The sequence below is a fragment of the Paenibacillus sp. JJ1722 genome (assembly GCF_048282685.1).
GTDB lineage: Bacteria > Bacillota > Bacilli > Paenibacillales > Paenibacillaceae > Paenibacillus > Paenibacillus polymyxa_B.
Genome location: NZ_CP182500.1, coordinates 1,543,689 through 1,562,228 on the forward strand (window position 1 = coordinate 1,543,689; position 18,540 = coordinate 1,562,228).

Below are 18,540 nucleotides of genomic sequence, written 5' to 3' on the forward strand. Positions count from 1 at the left end.
CACTATGATACACTTTTATACGTGTTTTTACAATCGTAAATGCGTCATTTTGTTGAATTAATTACTTAATTAAGTGCTAGGTGGTTCTGATAATCCGTCTAGAGTCTGCTAATGGTGTGAATTGCGATTATATGTGGATAAAAAACACTCTGCCACCTGAGGAAAGGGACAGAGTGTTTTTGGTGTTGTGACCACATTGGCGAAACGACGCATCAGGGGGATGCTGGAAGGCGTTTGAATAGACCTGAGGAGGAAAACAGTCTAGGTTCATCCAATTGGTTATTATGGCTCATATAAAGAGGTAGAGTGATGTAGGAGCTGGACCAATGTCTGTGAAGAAAGCGACGCTGAGATGCAGTTGGCTCAGGTTGGTTAAGCTTCTTCCAGGCAGAGAGGAGCTCGCTTGTCATACGCTCCATAAGAGGGTTCTTTTCCTCATAAGGAGGATTGAGTAGTTTGAAGGCATCTTCCACACAGAAGGACACCGCTGCGCTAAGATAGCCGTGAACGGTCTGTTCTACATCGTTTCCGAGGAGGAAGTTAATCCAGGTGTGAACGGTAGCGAGTGTGCCAATCGCATTGTATTGAATGAGTATAGATTCCAACTGGTCAAATTCAAGCCAAGGATAAAGAGCCTTAGCGAGCTTGAGCAGACGCTGACCGGATAGACGAAACTCCTTCACATGCTGCCAGGAGGGACGTTGGGTATGCAGCATCTTATCAATGAGGGCGATCCGCCAACTGTCATTCTGCTGGATGGCGACATACAGACTTTTGATAGCCATGCCGTCAACGGTTGTAAATTGAGGATACAAATCATCCAGCATGTAATGTTCCAGGTCTTGTAGACTGTTCAAATGTCCGTTACGCGATAGTTTCTCCAGTCCGTTAAAACGGGTAAAGCCACCAACAGGTAGGGAAGGGTCCAACAATAATGCATAGTTCAGCAAGCGGTTGCCTTTATGCAAGGTGGTTCGCCTCCTCGAAGTGAATCCTTATGTCATGTTATGTTATTTTACTTTTTACTTGGGGATAACGAAAAATATTCGAAATATATGTAATATATATTTACATTTAAATAGCTTTTGTGTCAAATCAAATATTCTTATCGCTCATACATGTTAGTTAAAATAACATATAAAATAATTATTATATTTTTGTTTACAAATAGTTGAAGAGAGAGTATAATAAATCTGTTGCCTCATTACATTATGATTTGCGGTCGTGGTGGAATGGCAGACACGCTATCTTGAGGGGGTAGTGGGCGTACGCCCGTGGAGGTTCGAGTCCTCTCGACCGCATTATATGCAAGACTCAGTTAAAAAAGCATCCTGACACGGTTTACGTGAAGGGATGCTTTTTTTGTTAAGCATTTTTCGTTATATCCTTTAGCCACAGAAGCAACGGTAGACAATAGGTCATTTATTAACTGTGATAAAGAAGGATGTCAGTTTTGCTGCAAAAGCTTCTCTATATCTCCCGCCAGCTTATCTGGAGTGGTTTGCGGTGCATAGCGCTTAAATACGTTACCTTCTCGTGTAATTAAGAATTTAGTAAAATTCCATTTGATCGCTTTGGACCCTAATACCCCCGGAGCAGTTTGGGTCAGGTAACGAAATAAGGGGTGCGCTTGATCGCCATTGACATCTGTCTTGGCGAACATCGGAAAGGTAACACCATAATTGATCTGGCAAAACTCGGAAATCTCCTCGCTGGAACCTGGCTCTTGTTTGGCAAATTGGTTGCTGGGAAATCCCAAAATTTCGAGCCCCTGTTCATGGTACTGGTCATATAGCTCTTGTAGCGCTTTGTATTGGGGGGTTAACCCACATTTGCTGGCAGTGTTCACGATAAGCAGAACGTTCCCTTCATATGTGGATAACGGAATTTGTTTCCCTTGCAGGGTGTGCGCATCATATTCATAAACGGTCATAGTATCTCTCCTTATTCAATATTCAGCAATTAAATTGTAAGCAATTAAAATCGAGGTTGCAAGTTTTGAAAAGCTGTATCAAGCCTTTAGCCGCTGTAAAATCGTATTTTGTTCAAAACAGTAAATCGCACCGCAAATGGAGCGAATTAAGGTGTTTCTTCTTATAAAAGCGGGTTCAATCGGTGTTTAGCTGGTACATATAGCGTATTTTCTTCTCTTTTTACAAAAAAAGGCCAAAAACGCCCTACCCTACGCCAATATTGACATGCTTGTCATTTTCGAAAAGGGATGAAAAACAGAGATTGAAGGAGCTGTGAGAAGCATAGTTGCATTGTAAGCGCTATTATTAATATCCTAGGCTCTAAAGGCCGATTTATAACCCCGCAGTTGAGCTTTACAGTCTTCCATGCGCGGGTGTATGATTCAAGACGTAATTTCAAATTAACTTGAATGAAGCAACAACGAAATGTCTATAGCGCTGAATTTTGCAGTTGCAAAAGCGGGGGAACCAATCGAGATTGTACGGCTTCGGAAGCCGTGTGTCTCATGGGGTGAATTTTCAGGTCAAGTGCCAGAAATAGGGCGACTCTCACGTCCGAATCCGACAGCTAACCTCGTAAGCGTACAGGGAGAGGCAACAAACCGCCGTGTGCAGCCATGGTTTATTTTATCATGGATATGTAAGAAGCCGGAGGAAAGCCTTTTTCCTTCGGCTTCTTTTTGTTGTCTTTTTATACCGGGAGAGGAGCTACTGATGGAAGGTCGGTTAATTATTGTCACTGCACCGAATGAAGCGGGCAGAAGTTTTGTGAAATTGCTTATTTTCAAAAAATTGGCGTTTGCAGTTCTCACGAATAGCGCCCAGGAGGAACGACAGCTCAAAAAAATGGGTGTGGAGCACATTGTCCGCATCAATACCATGCAAGCAGGAAAATGGAATTTTCCAAAAAAAGAAATTGGTAGTGTGTATTTGTTCGAGAACAGCTTGAATCTGACGTGCCGTTTCCTGCAAATATGTCGGCCGCTAACATCGGAATCGATCTATGTTATTACGCACGGCTGTAATCCACAAGGAATTTATCGGGGATTGGGAGCGGATCATGTGATCTACACATTGAACGGAGAGGTGGGTTTTCTGCTGAACGGATAAGCACTTATAACATAGTTGTTTTATGATTTTATGATCAAATAAGAATGGCGATCTGAGGACCGATACGGAGGGTATAAACATGATGGATATATACATGCTGCTCGTCATGGCTGTGAGTTATGGAGTGATACTGCTGTTTGTACGCTGGTGTGATGCGCAGACCTCTAAAGGAGGACGAAGAGGATGATCGTTATACTTGGACTTACGGCTATTGTGTTTATGTATTTAATCTACGCACTCCTGAACCCTGAAAAGTTCTAATCAGCTATAGGGGATAGAGCGGGCGGGAACAACAGATCTGAATATTAAGCATCATAGGTAGCAGGTTTTCGCAAACGTGTGCACACGTTTGGTGCTCTGGAAGCAGGTCTGTTGTTCCAAACGCAGGAGCATTTTGAAGGAGGAATAAAGGATGGAGCTGCTTCAAATTGGAATTGTGATCGTCATATTGCTGCTCTTGGTAAAGCCAGTGGGCACCTATATGTATCATGTATTCTCGAATGAACCCAATCGGACGGATCGGATTTTTGGCGGAACAGAAAAGCTGATTTATAAGATAGTAGGATTGAAGAAGCTGGAGAGCATGCGTTGGACTACGTATGTTATGAGTTTCATTGCAACGAATGTCGTGCTTGTGGCGATCAGCTACTTGCTGTTGCGTTTACAGGGAATGCTTCCCGGTAATCCGGCTGGAAACAGTAATATGGAAGCATCACTAGCTTTTAATACGGTAATCAGCTTTATGACGAATACGAATCTCCAACATTATAGCGGAGAAAGCGGGCTTACGTATCTGACACAGATGGCGTTCGTCACGATGATGATGTTCACTTCGGCTGCTTCCGGTTTTGCGGTTGCTGCGGCTTTTATGAGAGGATTGACGCGGCGCGGTGAAGGGATGGGCAATTTCTTTCAAGATTTTATTAAAGCCATTATAAGGATTTTCCTGCCGCTGGCCTTTGTGCTTACGCTGGTGCTGGTTGGATTGAAGGTACCACAGACGCTACAGCCTACGGCGGATCTTACGACGCTGAGCGGAACACAGCAGCAGATTTCTATGGGGCCCATTGCTTCTCTGGAGTCCATCAAGCATTTGGGGACGAATGGAGGCGGTTATGCGGGAGCTAACTCTGCGCATCCTTTTGAAAATCCAAGTCCTTGGACGAACGTGCTGGAAATTTTGGCAATGTGGGTAATGCCGGCTTCGTTGCCGTATACCTTTGGACTGTTTGCCCGTAATCGTAAGCAGGGCTGGATTATTTTTAGCTCCATGATGGTATTGTTTCTTATTTTTCTATCTATTACGTACGTGTCTGAAAAGACAGGTAACCCGTTAATCCAGACACTGGGTGTGGATGCTTCTCAAGGAAGCATGGAAGGGAAAGAGGTTCGTTTCGGCATTGGACAATCGGCTTTATTCACTGCGGTCACAACAGCGGCAACGACAGGTTCGGTCAATAATATGCATGATACACTAACCCCACTGGGTGGCATGGCTGCTTTGGGAGAAATGATGCTAAACGTCATTTTTGGCGGCAAGGGTGTCGGGCTGATGAATATGCTGATGTATGCGATTCTGGGTGTGTTTATATGCGGACTGATGGTCGGGAGAACTCCGGAATTTATGGGAAGGAAAATTGAAGGCAAGGAAATGAAGCTGATCGCGATTGCCATTTTGGTACATCCGTTTCTCATTCTCGCCCCAACTGCGCTTGCGTTTATGAGTCATTGGGGATACGACGCGGTCACTAACCCTGGCTATCACGGGTTGACTCAGGTGCTCTATGAATATGCGTCATCTGCTGCAAATAACGGTTCGGGATTTGAAGGTCTTTCGGATAACAACGTATTCTGGAACATGACAACAGGGCTGGTTATGTTCTTCGGACGATATGTATCTATGATTGCATTGTTGGCTGTGGCGGCTTCATTGAATGCCAAAGCACCGACTCCGGTGACGACGGGGACACTGCGTACGGACAACAAGTTATTTGGAGCCATTCTGATCGGGGTCGTGCTGCTGATTGGTGCGTTGACCTTTTTACCCGTCATCGTATTGGGACCTGTTGCTGAATTTTTGACCATGTGAAGAAGAAAATGAGAATGGATGAACGGGGTGTTTGATCATGAAGGAACAACGCAAACACATGCTGGACAGAAGCATCTTGAAGCATGCGATCAAGGATAGCTTTATAAAATTAAATCCGATGATTATGATGAAGAATCCTGTCATGTTCGTCGTGGAGATCGGTACATTGGTCGTGCTGCTAATGTTACTGCTTCCCGGTTATTTTGGAACTGGCAAGGAAATGGGCTTTAACCTGGCCGTGTTTGTTATTCTGTTGTTTACGTTGCTTTTTGCTAATTTTGCCGAAGCGCTCGCGGAGGGGCGGGGTAAGGCACAAGCTGCCTCTTTAAAAAAATCCAAGCAGGATACGCAAGCTAACAAGCTCATCGGAAATGACATTCAGGTGGTTAGCTCAACCGAATTGCGTAAGGGGGACGTGGTTATTGTCTCCCAGGGCGAAATGATCCCAAGCGATGGTGAGGTCATTGAAGGTCTGGCTTCGGTGGATGAATCTGCAATTACGGGCGAATCGGCTCCGGTCATCAAGGAATCGGGTGGTGATTTTTGCTCGGTAACCGGCGGGACGCGAGTGGTCAGTGACCGGATTAAGGTGCGGATTACGACAGAGCCGGGCGAGACATTTATTGATAAAATGATTTCGCTCGTGGAAGGCGCACAGCGGCAAAAAACGCCGAATGAGATTGCACTGAACACTTTGCTGATTAGCTTAACGATTATTTTTCTAATTGTAGTGGTTACGCTAGCGCCGATTGCCCGTCATTTTAACATTGATTTGCCTGTTCCTGTGCTGATTTCGTTGCTAGTCTGTCTGATTCCAACCACGATTGGAGGACTGCTGTCAGCCATCGGGATTGCCGGTATGGACCGGGTCACCCAGTTTAACGTGCTGGCCATGTCAGGCAAGGCGGTAGAAGCTTCTGGGGATATCAACACGATGATTTTGGATAAAACAGGTACAATCACCTTCGGGAACCGAATGGCGAGTGAATTCGTGCCTGTAGAGGGCGTGGAGAAGGCAAAGTTAGTGAAGTGGGCAGCGATTAGCTCTATGAAGGATGAGACGCCAGAGGGTCGCTCGGTTCTCGAATTGATGCGTAAACAGGAGCATACGCTGGATGCATCCTTGGCAGCAGGTGGAACCTTTATCGAATTCAAGGCGGAGACCCGGATGAGTGGTCTGGATCTGGCCGATGGACGAAAGGTACGCAAAGGCGCGGTGGATTCTGTTCGGCAATGGATCGTCTCGCAAAACGGCAGTGTTCCAGCTGATCTGGAGGAAAAAGCGAATCAGGTAGCCTCTGAAGGAGGTACACCGCTGGCAGTCGCGCTGGATGATCAGATATACGGCATTATTTATCTGAAGGATACAGTGAAGCCAGGCATGAAGGAACGGTTTGATCAGCTCCGGGAAATGGGTATCCGTACGATCATGTGTACCGGAGATAATCCACTGACAGCAGCTACAATTGCACGAGAAGCGGGTGTGGACGACTTTGTAGCTGAGAGCAAGCCGGAGGACAAAATAGCGGTTATCCGACGTGAGCAGGAACAGGGTAAGCTGGTTGCTATGACCGGAGACGGCACCAATGATGCACCTGCGCTGGCGCAAGCGGATGTCGGTCTTGCCATGAATAGCGGCACAGTCGCGGCCAAAGAAGCGGCTAATATGGTGGACTTGGATTCCGACCCGTCTAAAATTATTGAGGTGGTCGCGATCGGCAAGCAGCTGCTTATGACGCGTGGAGCATTGACAACGTTCAGCATTGCGAACGATGTTGCCAAATATTTTGCCATCATCCCGGCGATGTTCATGCTGGCCATTCCACAAATGGGCGCTTTGAACGTCATGGGGCTTGGCTCCCCGCTGTCCGCTATTTTGTCGGCGCTGATCTTTAACGCGGTTATTATTCCGCTTCTGATTCCGCTGGCCATGAAGGGCGTGAAGTATAAGCCGATGAGCTCGGATCGCCTGCTGGGACGGAATTTGCTGATTTACGGTCTGGGCGGTATGGTCGTACCGTTTGTTGGCATTAAGGCCATTGATTTGTTGGTGCATTTGTGGATTTAGCGCAGAAAGGGTGAGCGACATGAGTGGTTTTTATCGGATGATGTCTGGACGCAGATTTGCTGCGCACGAAAAAGCCGAATCTGGCGGGCAAGGTCATAACAAACGTACAGGGACCGGGACAGTGTCGGAAGGACAACCGGAGAGACAAGAGATGCGAGGAAGTACAGTTATTGGAGTGGCTTTGCGAACTTCGGTGCTGATGATTCTCTTATGCGGTTTGGCATATCCGCTAGTCAGTACAGGAGTAGCGCAGGTTCTGTTTCCACAGCAAGCAAACGGCAGTATGCTTCGTGACGCGGAGGGGCGGGTGGTCGGCTCCGAACTGATTGGGCAGTCCTTTGCCGATTCGGCGTTTTTTCAAGGTCGGGTATCGAGCGTTGATTACAATGGGGCTGGTTCAGGCTCAAGTAACTACGCGCCATCGAATCCAGCCTTGATACAGCGAGTCAAGGACTCTATTGCGGATTGGCAGAAGCATAACCCGGATGTACCCGTTAGTCAGGTTCCGGTGGACCTGATTACGAACTCCGGCTCCGGTCTGGACCCGCACATCTCGCCACAGGCGGCACGGGTGCAAATTCCGCGCATTAGTGGCTTGACGGGTATCCCGCAGGATCGACTGAGAGCACTGGTGCAGGAGCAGACAGAAGGCCGCAGCGCAGGGGTGTTCGGCGAGCCACGTGTGAACGTGCTCAAGCTGAATCTCGCGCTTGAGGCGCAAATGAAGGTAGAGCAGCCTGCCAAGCCATAGATGGATCAAAAAAAAGGTATTCCTGAGCGATAAGCTTGAGGGATACCTTTTTTTCAGGAATTGGAATGCTCTAAAATAGAAAAATATACAAGAAAATGTTTTATTCCTTATGAGGATATGAATTCTTGTTCACTTATTTACTTAGCTTTACATTGCTCGATGAATTTTTGGCTTTCTTTAAGGCTGAAGCGAGTACGAACATGTATATAAATACAATAATGCCTATGATTAAATAAGAGAACTTAATATTCATTAGATCCGTGAGAGTACTGCTCAAAATAGGGCCGATCATTAGGCCAATTGAGTATGCCGTGTTATAGAGTGCAAAAGTAATTCCATAAGAATGAATTCCACTTCGTTGAGAGATATCAGCAAGTTGAGGTAAGCAGGGAGCAAGGACCATACCCATGCTAACTCCTAAAACAGCTAAAATAACAGCTTGAAGCGATAATATTGCTGGAAGTACAGTCAGAGGAAGTGCAATGGATACCATAAGTAGACCGAGGAGAATTCCATTTTTATAGCCGATTTTACTAGAAAACTGTCCTATAAAAGGTGTTGCCAGGCCATAAGCAAGCGTGGGAATAGCAAATAATAATCCAATAATTCCTGGGTTAGCGCTAAAATTGTGCTGTAGGTGTAACGGTAATGTTGGCTCAAGTACGCTTGGGATGGATGCGCCGATAATCACCACTCCAATAACCAAAAGCAAATCTTTATTTTTCATGAACGAGAAAGGGGAAATATACTTTTCATTTTTCGCTTCCGGAATATCATGCAGGAGAATTAGTCGAAGTACAGCATCGATGACGGCCAAGGAGATGGCAAAGTAAAAAGGAAGCTGGTAACTTCCCCATTGATACAACCAACCGCCAATTGTCGGTCCAAGAAGGGTTCCGGCGGCTTGACCGGATAATGCCAAGCCCATGGCTTTACCACGTTCTTCAGAAGGGTATAGATCAGCCAAGAGAGCGAGTCCTGCTGTCCAGGTCATTGCGGCTGCAATTCCCTGAAAAGCGCGTGCCACTACAAGCAGCCAGAACGTGTGGGCTATGGCAAACATTAAAGTGGAGGCTATGAGTCCAATTAACCCCCATAATAGAGGTGTCTTTCTCCCAATCCGATCTGTTAATAGGCCAAAAACAGGTGTAGCTATAAATAATGCGATTGCATAACTGCTGAATAAAAATCCGATTTCAGTTTGAGTTGCGCCCAGAGAATCTGCATATCTTGGCAAAATGGGAACGACTAATCCATAGATTAACATATCAATGAATACAGCTAATCCGACAACAATTAGTGCAGCTTTTTGCTTATTTTGTGCTCCTTTACTCAGTTTCATTATTACATCCTCCTCATAAATTTCTTCTGATTTCCTCTTTAATTTGTTTAACAAATTTTAATTGAAGCTCGCATTGATCATAAATATTTCTGAAAATTAACATGACGTTTACGGGGATATCCATAATTTCAGCTTTTTGTTCTTGCCCTAGTTTCATTTCCTTATAGATTTTTTCGATGGCTTGCTGCTGAAAACTTAAAGCTTCTTCAATTTCATGGAGCCCAGCCTCATCCATAAAAGTTAAAGCTGTGTACAGTGCTGTTGGAAACACAACAGAAGATTCTTTAAATGATTCGATTAAAAGCCGACTAAACTCATTTTTTCCTGCCTTCGTGATAGCATATATAGCTTTGGACCGGTTCCCTGTCTGTTCTAACGTTTCTAACTGTACAATTCCTTCTGAATCCATTTTTTTTAAGGCATGATATATGGAAGCTGGTTGCACATAAGCCCATTTATCCGTTTGTGCTGATTGCATTTTCTGCTGTATTTCATATCCTGACATTGCTCCATATTGTAACAAGAGCCCAAGAACCATTACACGTGTCGTACTCAAGATGACATCTCCTCCATAACTTTATTGCTAAATGTTTTATACTAAATATTTAGTAAAGGATTATAGTCGGATTATATCATTACAATCCAATGATGTAAAGGTTTATTCCCTACATACATTCCTCACTGTACCTCATCAAAAGGAGAGCCATACTAACGAAATTAATCGGCTTTGGCCTTGGAGACACTATGGTTGGCCTCAACATCGGAGTTAGATAAGCGGTCCAAATAATCCCTTTATTATAGGATAGTTTTTTACTGATAAAGTCTGATGAATTTATAATAGTTTGCGAATATAAATTTAACCTGGAAAACATTAAATTCATATTTACTTTACGAAAATATGGAGGTAGAATATTTCTTGTGAAACATACTAAATATTTAGTATTTTATGTTTTTTAAAAAATGTATAGTTATTAATGTTTTCTATTAGAAAGGAGGGAACATATGAGCAGTTTATAATGATGCTTACATTTACATCGGAAAGGTACTTTCTGCAAGGGGAGTGATCCGAAATGTTAAGCAAGGTGATCAAGGATATCCGCTTTATTAGAGAAATGGATCCAGCAGCACATAGTTGGATTGAAATAGTATTATGTTATCCAGGTTTTCATGCTTTGATAGTCTATCGTTTATCCCATTTACTTTTTGAGGTTCATTTGTATTTGTTTGCACGAATATTATCTAATTGGGGCCGTTTTTTTACGGGAATCGATATACATCCAGGTGCGAAGATGGGGGATGGGATTTTTATAGATCATGGTATTGGAGTTGTAATAGGTGAAACCGCTGTAATAGGGAACAATGTGACAATATACCAGAATGTTACTTTAGGAGGCACTGGGAAAGATGTGGGGAAAAGGCACCCTACTATTGGAAACTGGGTTGTCATAGGTGCTGGGGCCAAAGTGTTGGGCCCTATCAAAATTGGCGATTACTCAAAAATAGGAGCAGGTGCAGTAGTATTAAAAAATGTTCCCGCTAATTGTACCGTTGTTGGTGTTTCGGCAGGCATAGTGAAATGGAACGGATATTCAATCATAAAAAACAACCAGCATATTAAGTCAGTGGTCAGATATTTTAAATGATCATATTTAGAGGAGGAACTATGATGCATAAGCAAATCCCTGTTCAATTGTCTAAATTAATCCAGGATGAAGCTGATTATTTCTGGTCTCCATCCGTTCGTTGGTGTAAAACAGAGGACGCCGTTGAAATTGAGCATTCAGTATTCTCTGGTATAGCACTTGAACTATTTCCTGAATTGTACTACATAACGCAAAAAGGCATAAAGCTGGAATCTCTTATCGAGCATTATTCTCATTTAAATCAGGAATTTCTTGTTGATTTTATTAAACATCTAATTAATGAACGTATATTAGTAAGTTCTATATTATCCCCTCAAGAGCTTCTTTATCCACATAATTATCTCGTACACAACCCTCACCACGAAGACACTTTCATCGATCCGGAACGATACAATCGCTTCAAACAAAAAAAGCTTGAACGCACATTTTCGAATGTTATGGAGTACGATCTTCCCTTAGAGGATGTTTCTTTTCCAGAAGAAATTGTAAATCGTAGATCTTTTCGTAATTTTGATATAAACCGTAAACTTCCATTTAAAACATTTTCAAAGCTAATCTCTGTTTTTAAACAGACTATAACCGATCGGGAGATTCGCTATTTCTATGCAACCGATGGCGGCCTATATCCAATTGATATATTCATTTATGTAAAAGATGCCCGGATAGAAAAGGTGAAGGCTGGTTTATATTACTATAATCCTGTACGTAATATGCTTCAAATGGTAAGCAGCGCCTGTGTTATCACACAGGAAGCGCATTATGCCCAAAATCAAGAAATATTTAGCACATCGGCTTTTTCTGTATTTATGGTTTATAACAGCAAGGTTACAATGCCGAAATATGGTGGAATGGGCTATTTGTATGCCGCTATTGACTGTGGAATTATGGTGCAACTGTTGACCCAAGTAGCTGAGCTGGAGCAGGTGGGGTTGTGTTCTATTGGTGATATGAATTTCCGTAAAATTAAAAAATATTTCAAACTAAATTCCAGTCAGGTTATGCTGCATTCCATTGAAGTTGGGCTCAAGTAAATAGAACGATGGAATCTCGGCAGGGAGGAAAAACAATATGACTATCCACAGTCTATTTGAAAAACAAGTAGTAGCTAATTCAGATCGTCTCGCTGTTGTCAGTTGTGAAAAATACCTAACTTATCGACAATTAAATGAAAAGTCCAATCAATTAGCTGAAATATTGGTTGAGCACAATGTTAGTACTGGTTGTATTGTCGGAATTATGATGGAACGATCCGTCGATATGATCATTGCAGTATTAGCAGTCCTTAAATCTGGAGGAGCTTATTTGGCACTTGATCCAGGGTACCCTGAGGAGAGAGTTGAATTCATGCTGAGTGACAGCAATGTGAAGTTGCTACTTACACAACAGCACTTAAAATCTCCTAATCATCCGGGACTAAGTAAATTAACAGTGACTGAACAGCTGTATTCAAATTGTTCGACCAACAATTTGGAGCGGAATATTTGCTCAAGCGATCTCGCCTATCTAATCTATACATCAGGTTCAACAGGGCAGCCTAAAGGAACCTTATTAGAACATAAGGGAATTGAAAATTTACAGTCAATTTGGGCAAATAAATTCCATATTACTTCAAAAGATCGAATTGGTCAGTTCGCCAGCTTTTCTTTCGATGCCTCTGTTTGGGAAATTTTTATGGCACTTTTTAATGGGGCAACCTTATATATTATTCCTCAGGAAATAATACATCAGACCCTCGATTTTGAGTCCTATGTTTTAGAAAATATGATTACTGTACTAACATTGCCTCCAAGCTATGCTGTTTATTTGGAGGCTTCGCGTATTACGAATTTAAGGTTGATGATAACAGCAGGATCGTCATCATCCGGTAATTTGGTAAATCAATGGATTCCGTATACAACTTATGTGAATGCATATGGACCCACCGAAGCGAGCATATGCGCTTCTTTATGGGTGGCTCCTTCAGCATTTTTTGAAGGTAATTCGGTTCCTATAGGCTTGTCATTGCCGAATACGAGTTTTTATATTCTTGATGAGCAACTGAAGCCTGTTGATTGTGGAGAAATTGGAGAACTTTTCATAAGCGGGTGTGGGCTAGCAAGAGGCTATTTGAATCGTCCAGAGCTTACAAAACAAAAATTCATCCAACATCCAACAATTCCAGAAACAACAATATATAGAACCGGAGATTTAGTACGGATGCTTTCTGATGGAAATTTGGAGTATCACGGAAGAACGGATCAGCAAGTAAAAATACGTGGGCATCGAATTGAATTGGAAGAAATTGAAGTCATCCTTCTTAAACACAAGGAAATCACAGAAGTAGTGGTGCAGACTATTCAGGGCGAGCAGGATCAGTTGCAGTTGTGCGCGTATTATGTAGCTCGAAATGCGATAAACACAACTGAGCTGCGTCAGTTTATCAAGCAAGAATTGCCGATTTATATGATACCAACCTATTTTGTTTATTTATCTGAACTTCCTATGACCATTAATGGAAAAGTGGATCGAAAAGCTCTTCCCAGTCCAACTAGGGATTTATCGGGGCAACTTAATCATCAGCAGCCTCGCACTGATTTAGAGAAACTTTTATGCTTACTAATGAGTGAGGTTCTTGGTGTAGGCCAGGTGGGCATAAATGATAACTTTTATGATTTGGGTGGTGATTCAATTAAAGCCATTCAATTATCTGCAAAGTTGAACTCTCATAATCTAAAGCTCAGTAGCCATCATCTTTTAAAACAACCTACTATTGCACAATTTGGTCAGTCCATTCAACAGATTCTCCGTAAAGGTGACCAAGGTAAAGTTTTGGGGAATGTCCCCTTTACCCCTATTCAGCATTGGTTTTTTTTAAAAAAGTTAACTGATAAACATCATTGGAATCAATCTGTTCTGTTTTATAATCCAGCACGTTATGAACCAGAGGTTTTGTTCAATGTTTTGAAAACGTTGGTTGAGCATCACGATGCGCTTAGAATGACTTACCAAATGGAGGGTGGCATTCTAAAGCAGATGAACATGGACATGAATCCTGAAGTATTCAGCTTCAATATACTCAACGTGCCGCATGAGGATGAAGAACAATTTATTATCAACCAAATCTCGGAGATTCAAGGGAGTAAAAATCTAGAAAGAGGTCCATTAGTACATTTAGAGTTGTTCAGATCCAAGGTAGGAGATCATTTGTTGCTGTCCATACATCATTTAGTGATGGACGGAATTTCACTGCGTATATTAATCGAAGATTTGACAAAGTCCTATGAGCAACTTATTGAGGGGAGACAGGTTGTACTACAGGAGAAGACAGATTCATTTCAAAGATGGGCTGAGGCATTAGAAAATTATTCATGTAGTGAGGAGGTAGTAAAACAAATTCCCTATTGGCTGGATTTTGAAGCAAGAGTTAATCAGGAATCGATACTGTGGAAGAGAGAACTAGTACAGAGGTCAACACAAAGGAACAAACGTAATTTAAAATTTGCTCTATCAAAAGAAAATACAAAATGGCTTCTTGGTCAAGCTCATCATGCGTATAACACCGATATAAATGACGTTTTGATATCTGCTTTAGGAATGGCTTTGCATGATTGGCTTGAAATCAGGCAGATTGTAATCAATATGGAATCCCACGGTCGTACTGATATTTTACCTGATATGAATATTACTCGTACAGTCGGTTGGTTTACATCTCAGTGCCCCGTACTTCTATGCATGCATGATCCTGACGATTTGTCTGAGTGGATTACAAAAACCAAAGAGAATCTTAGAACTATTCCAAATAAAGGATTGGACTATGAGGTACTAAAATATCTTAGCCCGGAACGTCTGAGAGCACCTTTAATATTTTCTATTGAGCCAGAAATTAATTTTAATTATTTAGGTCAACTTGACCAAATCTCGAATTCTCCATATTTCCAACTCTCTCCTTACAGTAGTGCAGCTTCCTTTGGACCTGAGGGATTAGGGAATATCAGTCCTAATAATGAACTGTGTTATGCACTTGAAATAACAGGATATATCGAGGGAGATCAATTGCATCTTTCTATCGGCTATGATAGTGCACGAATTAGTGTACAAGAAATCCAACATTTGGCGGAAGGATATGAAAAGCAGCTTATCAGGATTATTCAGCATTGCATAGACAAAAAGGAGCAGGTGCGTACTCCAAGTGATTTTACATTGAAAAATTTAAAAGAAGAGGATTTAAATATGATTTATGATGTGCTTCTCAATTCGTTAAATATCTAAACCACTAGATTAGGCGGGTGAATAGAATGAATCCGTTTTCGAAAGAACAAATTCAGGATATATATGCGTTGTCACCTATGCAAGAAGGCATATTATATCATTCTCTATCAGATGCTGAGCCTAACACTTATGTAGTACAGCTGATCCTAACTATGGAAGGTCATCTTAATGTTGAACTTATGCGGCAAAGTTTTTCGACACTCATCCAACGGCACAATGTATTAAGAACAACTTTTTTATTGGAAAAAGTCAAACAACCACTTCAGGTAGTGCTAACGGAAAGGCCTCTTCAATTTGTTTTTGAAAGCAGAGCTGATATATCAAGTCTGGATGAAAAACGGTGGATTCAGCAATATTTAGAAAAGGATCGTCAGCGAGGATTCAACTTGACGAGAGATCCGCTCATTAGGCTATCGATGCTGCAAACAAGCCCTAGGGAATATATTTGTGTACTCACTTTTCATCATATTCTAATGGATGGATGGTGTTCAGATTTACTCCTTTGCGAATTATTTGAGATCTATACTTCTCTAGTTGAAGGACAAAGCAAATTCACTTATATGGAGCATTCTTATAGTCAGTATATAGAATGGTTGGAAAAACAAGACCAAGAAAGTGCACTTAAATACTGGAAAGACTATTTAAACGGATTTGAAGAATGCTCTGTCCTGCTAGGTCAAACACATAGTAATGGAAAAAAATCTATTCAAGATTATAGCTTGGGTAAATATTCTATTCAATTGGAGCATCCGCTGTCCGAATTTTTAAAAGAGTTGGCCCGAAACAATCAAGTCACATTAAACGCAGTCTATCAGAGTCTGTGGGGGATGGTGCTACAAAAATATAATAATAGTAACGATGTTGTATTTGGTTCTGTTGTAGCAGGAAGGCCCCCGGAAATATCAGCAGTTGAGCAAATGATAGGATTGTTTATTAATACAGTTCCTGTACGTGTACAATCAGCGGGGGACCTAACTTTTGTTTCACTAATGCAGCAAATTCATCATCTAAATTTAAATTCCCAGCCCTACGAGCATTTGTCACTATCACAGATTCAAAATCAGTCGATTGGACAAAGCTTGTTTAATCATATTTATATGTTTGATAATACGCCTTTAAGTTCCACATGGAAACATATGTTATCTGAAGTAAATGTAAACATTAAGGATGTTGATGTTATAGAACATACTAATTATGACTTAAGTATTACAGTGCTTCCGGGTGATGAAACAAATATAACGTTTATCTATAATTCCAATATTTATTCTGAAGATACAGTGAGAAGAATGGCAAATCATATGTATAATGTTGCAATGAAAATTTGTAGTGAGCCTTCCGTTTACTTGAAAGATATTTGTATTTTGAGTGCTGAAGAGGAGACCGAAATTATTGCATTGAATAGTGCAAAGATTATGGAGAGTAACGGAAAAGAAACACTTGCAGATTTATTTGAAAGGCAAGTTGAAGTTTCGCCACTTGCAACGGCCCTTACATGTAGAGAAACACATATATCTTATGGAGAGTTAAATAAGCAAGCCAACAAGCTTGCCTACGTTTTACAAGATATGGGTGTTCAACCTAATCAACTAATTGGATTACTTACAGAGCGTTCACCAGAGATGATCAGTGGGATACTAGGCATCTTGAAATCAAATGCAGGCTATACACCTCTTGATCCGGAAAATACAATCGAGCGATTAAAGGTTATTGTACAGGATGCTAACTTATCAATCATTGTAGTTTCGCAATCGAATCTTTCTTTAATTACAAAGCTAATGGAACAACTGGAGGGTTCCGCAAGACGTCAGATTTTAGTTCTTGAGGACGTACTGGAACAAACAAATGATCGTGATAAGAGTAATCCACTACGCATATCAGAGGCTAACCATTTGGCTTATGTGATGTATACTTCCGGTTCGACCGGTATACCTAAAGGGATCATGATTGAAAATATCAATGTGATGAGAATTGTGAAGGGCTCGGATTATGTACAAATTGCACCACAAGACACTATTCTTCAATTGTCTAACTTTGCTTTTGATGGTTCTGTTTTTGATATATTTGGGAGTCTTTTGAATGGAGCAAGACTTGTTTTAGTAGACAAAGAGACAATGCTTAATGCATCTGAGTTAGCTCAGTTAATTTTAAAAGAGAATGTCTCCGTTTTTTTTGTGACAACTGCTCTGTTTAACACACTCGTTGACCTTGAAATTCATTGCTTGACCAATGTAAGAAAGGTGCTTTTTGGTGGCGAGCGAGCATCAGTAGCACATGTAAAAAAAGCATTTCAGTTAATGGGGAAAGATAAAATTATTCATGTATATGGCCCGACAGAAAGTACGGTTTATGCGATGTATCATGAAATTCAAGAAGTTAATGAGGATATGTATACAATTCCGATCGGGCGACCCATTAAGAATACGGAGGTGCTTGTTCTTAATGGGGAAAATCATCAACAGCCGATTGGGGCAATTGGGGAACTGTGCATTGCTGGAGAAGGTCTCGCACGAGGATATCTTAACAATGACCCATTAACTCAAGAGAAATTTTTCTATCTGTACGAAAAACGATTATATAAGTCAGGTGACTTAGGACGACGGCTTGCAAACGGAGAAATTGAATTTCTGGGGCGTAATGACCATCAAGTAAAGATTAGGGGATTCCGAATTGAATTGGGTGAAATTGAAAAGTGTATTCTTGAAAATCAAGCTGTAAAAGAAGTATTCATCATGGAGCAGTCAGATAAACAAGGGGATAAGCGCTTATGTGCGTATTTTGCTGCAGATCAAGAAATGAATACCGAAAAAATCAGGCATTGGGTTGCTGAAAGACTGCCGAACTACATGATCCCTGCCTTTTTTGTACAAGTTAAGAAGCTACCTCTAAACGCAAATGGCAAAGTGGATCATAAGAAACTTACAATGCCCGATACAAGTCAGCTCTTTCAGGATCAAGCTATACTTCCAAGAAACAGCACTGAAGAGACGGTGGCTCACGTATGGGAAACGGTGTTGGGCATTGGGAACGTAAGCGTGGTCGAAGACTTTTATGCATTGGGAGGGGATTCAATAAAAGCTATTCAAATTTCAGCGCAACTCCGAGCGAAAGATATTAAAGTAACTACCAAAGATATATTTCAGCATCCAAGTGTAGCAGACTTAAGTACCTTTATTATAAAAGGACAATCGAAGCAGATGCAGTCTGTGAATGCTGCTGCGATTCAAAATGGCTATGACGAATTAGGGATTTCTGCAAGTGATCTGCACGAACTTCAAATAGAGTTGAATTCTAAGATCAATTAACAGGAGGGAACTAG

General features: G+C 41.7%; 13 protein-coding genes, 1 tRNA gene and 1 riboswitch. Of the genes, 10 read left to right on the forward strand and 4 right to left on the reverse strand.

All coding sequences use genetic code 11. The features are described 5' to 3' along the window. Positions 1–212: 212 nt before the first annotated feature. On the reverse strand, positions 213–950 hold the full coding sequence (locus ACM1ND_RS06850) for an urease accessory protein UreF (RefSeq protein ID WP_028543043.1): 738 nt from the start codon (positions 948–950) through the stop codon (positions 213–215). Positions 951–1,218: 268 nt separating this feature from the next. Here ACM1ND_RS06850 and ACM1ND_RS06855 point away from each other — a divergent pair. Further along, positions 1,219–1,301, forward strand: a tRNA-Leu gene (locus ACM1ND_RS06855). A 146-nt stretch (positions 1,302–1,447) separates the two neighbouring features. On the opposite strand, the gene ACM1ND_RS06860 is transcribed toward ACM1ND_RS06855, so the two are convergent. After that, the gene (locus tag ACM1ND_RS06860) at positions 1,448–1,933 is read right to left on the reverse strand and encodes a glutathione peroxidase (protein WP_023987602.1); all 486 of its coding nucleotides are present in this window, start codon (positions 1,931–1,933) and stop codon (positions 1,448–1,450) included. Between the two features lie 466 nt (positions 1,934–2,399). After that, positions 2,400–2,572, forward strand: a riboswitch (cyclic di-AMP (ydaO/yuaA leader). A gap of 115 nt (positions 2,573–2,687) precedes the next feature. Here ACM1ND_RS06860 and ACM1ND_RS06865 point away from each other — a divergent pair. From ACM1ND_RS06865 to kdpC, 5 genes are all read left to right on the forward strand, one after another. Continuing rightward, positions 2,688–3,083 carry a hypothetical protein gene (locus ACM1ND_RS06865; protein WP_023987603.1) on the forward strand — a complete coding sequence of 132 codons (396 nt, stop codon included), beginning with the start codon at positions 2,688–2,690 and terminating at the stop codon, positions 3,081–3,083. 183 nt (positions 3,084–3,266) lie between these two features. Continuing rightward, the gene (locus ACM1ND_RS06870; RefSeq protein ID WP_071559652.1) at positions 3,267–3,344 is read left to right on the forward strand and encodes a potassium-transporting ATPase subunit F; all 78 of its coding nucleotides are present in this window, start codon (positions 3,267–3,269) and stop codon (positions 3,342–3,344) included. A gap of 151 nt (positions 3,345–3,495) precedes the next feature. Next, positions 3,496–5,172: a potassium-transporting ATPase subunit KdpA gene (gene kdpA, locus ACM1ND_RS06875; protein WP_068939857.1), complete on the forward strand. Its 1,677-nt coding sequence runs from the start codon at positions 3,496–3,498 to the stop codon at positions 5,170–5,172. Between the two features lie 37 nt (positions 5,173–5,209). Further along, positions 5,210–7,240, forward strand: a complete 2,031-nt coding sequence (gene kdpB, locus ACM1ND_RS06880; protein ID WP_069080983.1) for a potassium-transporting ATPase subunit KdpB — start codon at positions 5,210–5,212, stop codon at positions 7,238–7,240. 19 nt (positions 7,241–7,259) lie between these two features. Beyond that, a complete protein-coding gene (gene kdpC, locus ACM1ND_RS06885) occupies positions 7,260–7,991 on the forward strand; it encodes a potassium-transporting ATPase subunit KdpC (RefSeq protein WP_418027369.1) in 732 nt (243 codons plus the stop codon). A gap of 133 nt (positions 7,992–8,124) precedes the next feature. Here the strand turns inward: kdpC and ACM1ND_RS06890 are convergent, their stop codons facing one another. Both ACM1ND_RS06890 and ACM1ND_RS06895 read right to left on the reverse strand, forming a co-directional pair. Continuing rightward, positions 8,125–9,333, reverse strand: a complete 1,209-nt coding sequence (locus ACM1ND_RS06890; RefSeq protein WP_071639947.1) for an MFS transporter — start codon at positions 9,331–9,333, stop codon at positions 8,125–8,127. Positions 9,334–9,346: 13 nt separating this feature from the next. Then, complete coding sequence (locus ACM1ND_RS06895) at positions 9,347–9,889, reverse strand: PadR family transcriptional regulator (protein ID WP_071639948.1); 543 nt, start codon at positions 9,887–9,889, stop codon at positions 9,347–9,349. Positions 9,890–10,403: 514 nt separating this feature from the next. Here ACM1ND_RS06895 and cysE point away from each other — a divergent pair. The 4 genes from cysE to ACM1ND_RS06915 are packed head-to-tail and all read left to right on the forward strand — an operon-like array spanning position 10,404 to position 18,526. Next, a complete protein-coding gene (cysE, locus tag ACM1ND_RS06900; protein WP_220027309.1) occupies positions 10,404–10,976 on the forward strand; it encodes a serine O-acetyltransferase in 573 nt (190 codons plus the stop codon). A gap of 20 nt (positions 10,977–10,996) precedes the next feature. Next, complete coding sequence (locus tag ACM1ND_RS06905; RefSeq protein WP_418027372.1) at positions 10,997–12,007, forward strand: SagB/ThcOx family dehydrogenase; 1,011 nt, start codon at positions 10,997–10,999, stop codon at positions 12,005–12,007. A gap of 37 nt (positions 12,008–12,044) precedes the next feature. Beyond that, positions 12,045–15,224, forward strand: coding sequence for an amino acid adenylation domain-containing protein (locus tag ACM1ND_RS06910; protein ID WP_418027374.1), 3,180 nt, complete (start codon positions 12,045–12,047; stop codon positions 15,222–15,224). A gap of 26 nt (positions 15,225–15,250) precedes the next feature. After that, positions 15,251–18,526 (forward strand): non-ribosomal peptide synthetase, encoded by a 3,276-nt coding sequence (locus ACM1ND_RS06915; RefSeq protein ID WP_418027376.1) that lies wholly within the window; start codon positions 15,251–15,253, stop codon positions 18,524–18,526. Positions 18,527–18,540 lie beyond the last annotated feature (14 nt).

Bases quoted from the DNA above. Each gene is read 5' to 3' on its own strand.
- ACM1ND_RS06890 (WP_071639947.1), bottom strand. From the start codon at position 9,333: ATGAAACTGAGTAAAGGAGCACAAAATAAGCAAAAAGCTGCACTAATT.
- cysE (WP_220027309.1), top strand. From the start codon at position 10,404: ATGTTAAGCAAGGTGATCAAGGATATCCGCTTTATTAGAGAAATGGAT.
- kdpB (WP_069080983.1), top strand. From the start codon at position 5,210: ATGAAGGAACAACGCAAACACATGCTGGACAGAAGCATCTTGAAGCAT.
- ACM1ND_RS06860 (WP_023987602.1), bottom strand. From the start codon at position 1,933: ATGACCGTTTATGAATATGATGCGCACACCCTGCAAGGGAAACAAATT.
- ACM1ND_RS06905 (WP_418027372.1), top strand. From the start codon at position 10,997: ATGATGCATAAGCAAATCCCTGTTCAATTGTCTAAATTAATCCAGGAT.
- kdpC (WP_418027369.1), top strand. From the start codon at position 7,260: ATGAGTGGTTTTTATCGGATGATGTCTGGACGCAGATTTGCTGCGCAC.
- ACM1ND_RS06870 (WP_071559652.1), top strand. From the start codon at position 3,267: ATGATCGTTATACTTGGACTTACGGCTATTGTGTTTATGTATTTAATC.
- ACM1ND_RS06865 (WP_023987603.1), top strand. From the start codon at position 2,688: ATGGAAGGTCGGTTAATTATTGTCACTGCACCGAATGAAGCGGGCAGA.
- kdpA (WP_068939857.1), top strand. From the start codon at position 3,496: ATGGAGCTGCTTCAAATTGGAATTGTGATCGTCATATTGCTGCTCTTG.
- ACM1ND_RS06915 (WP_418027376.1), top strand. From the start codon at position 15,251: ATGAATCCGTTTTCGAAAGAACAAATTCAGGATATATATGCGTTGTCA.
- ACM1ND_RS06910 (WP_418027374.1), top strand. From the start codon at position 12,045: ATGACTATCCACAGTCTATTTGAAAAACAAGTAGTAGCTAATTCAGAT.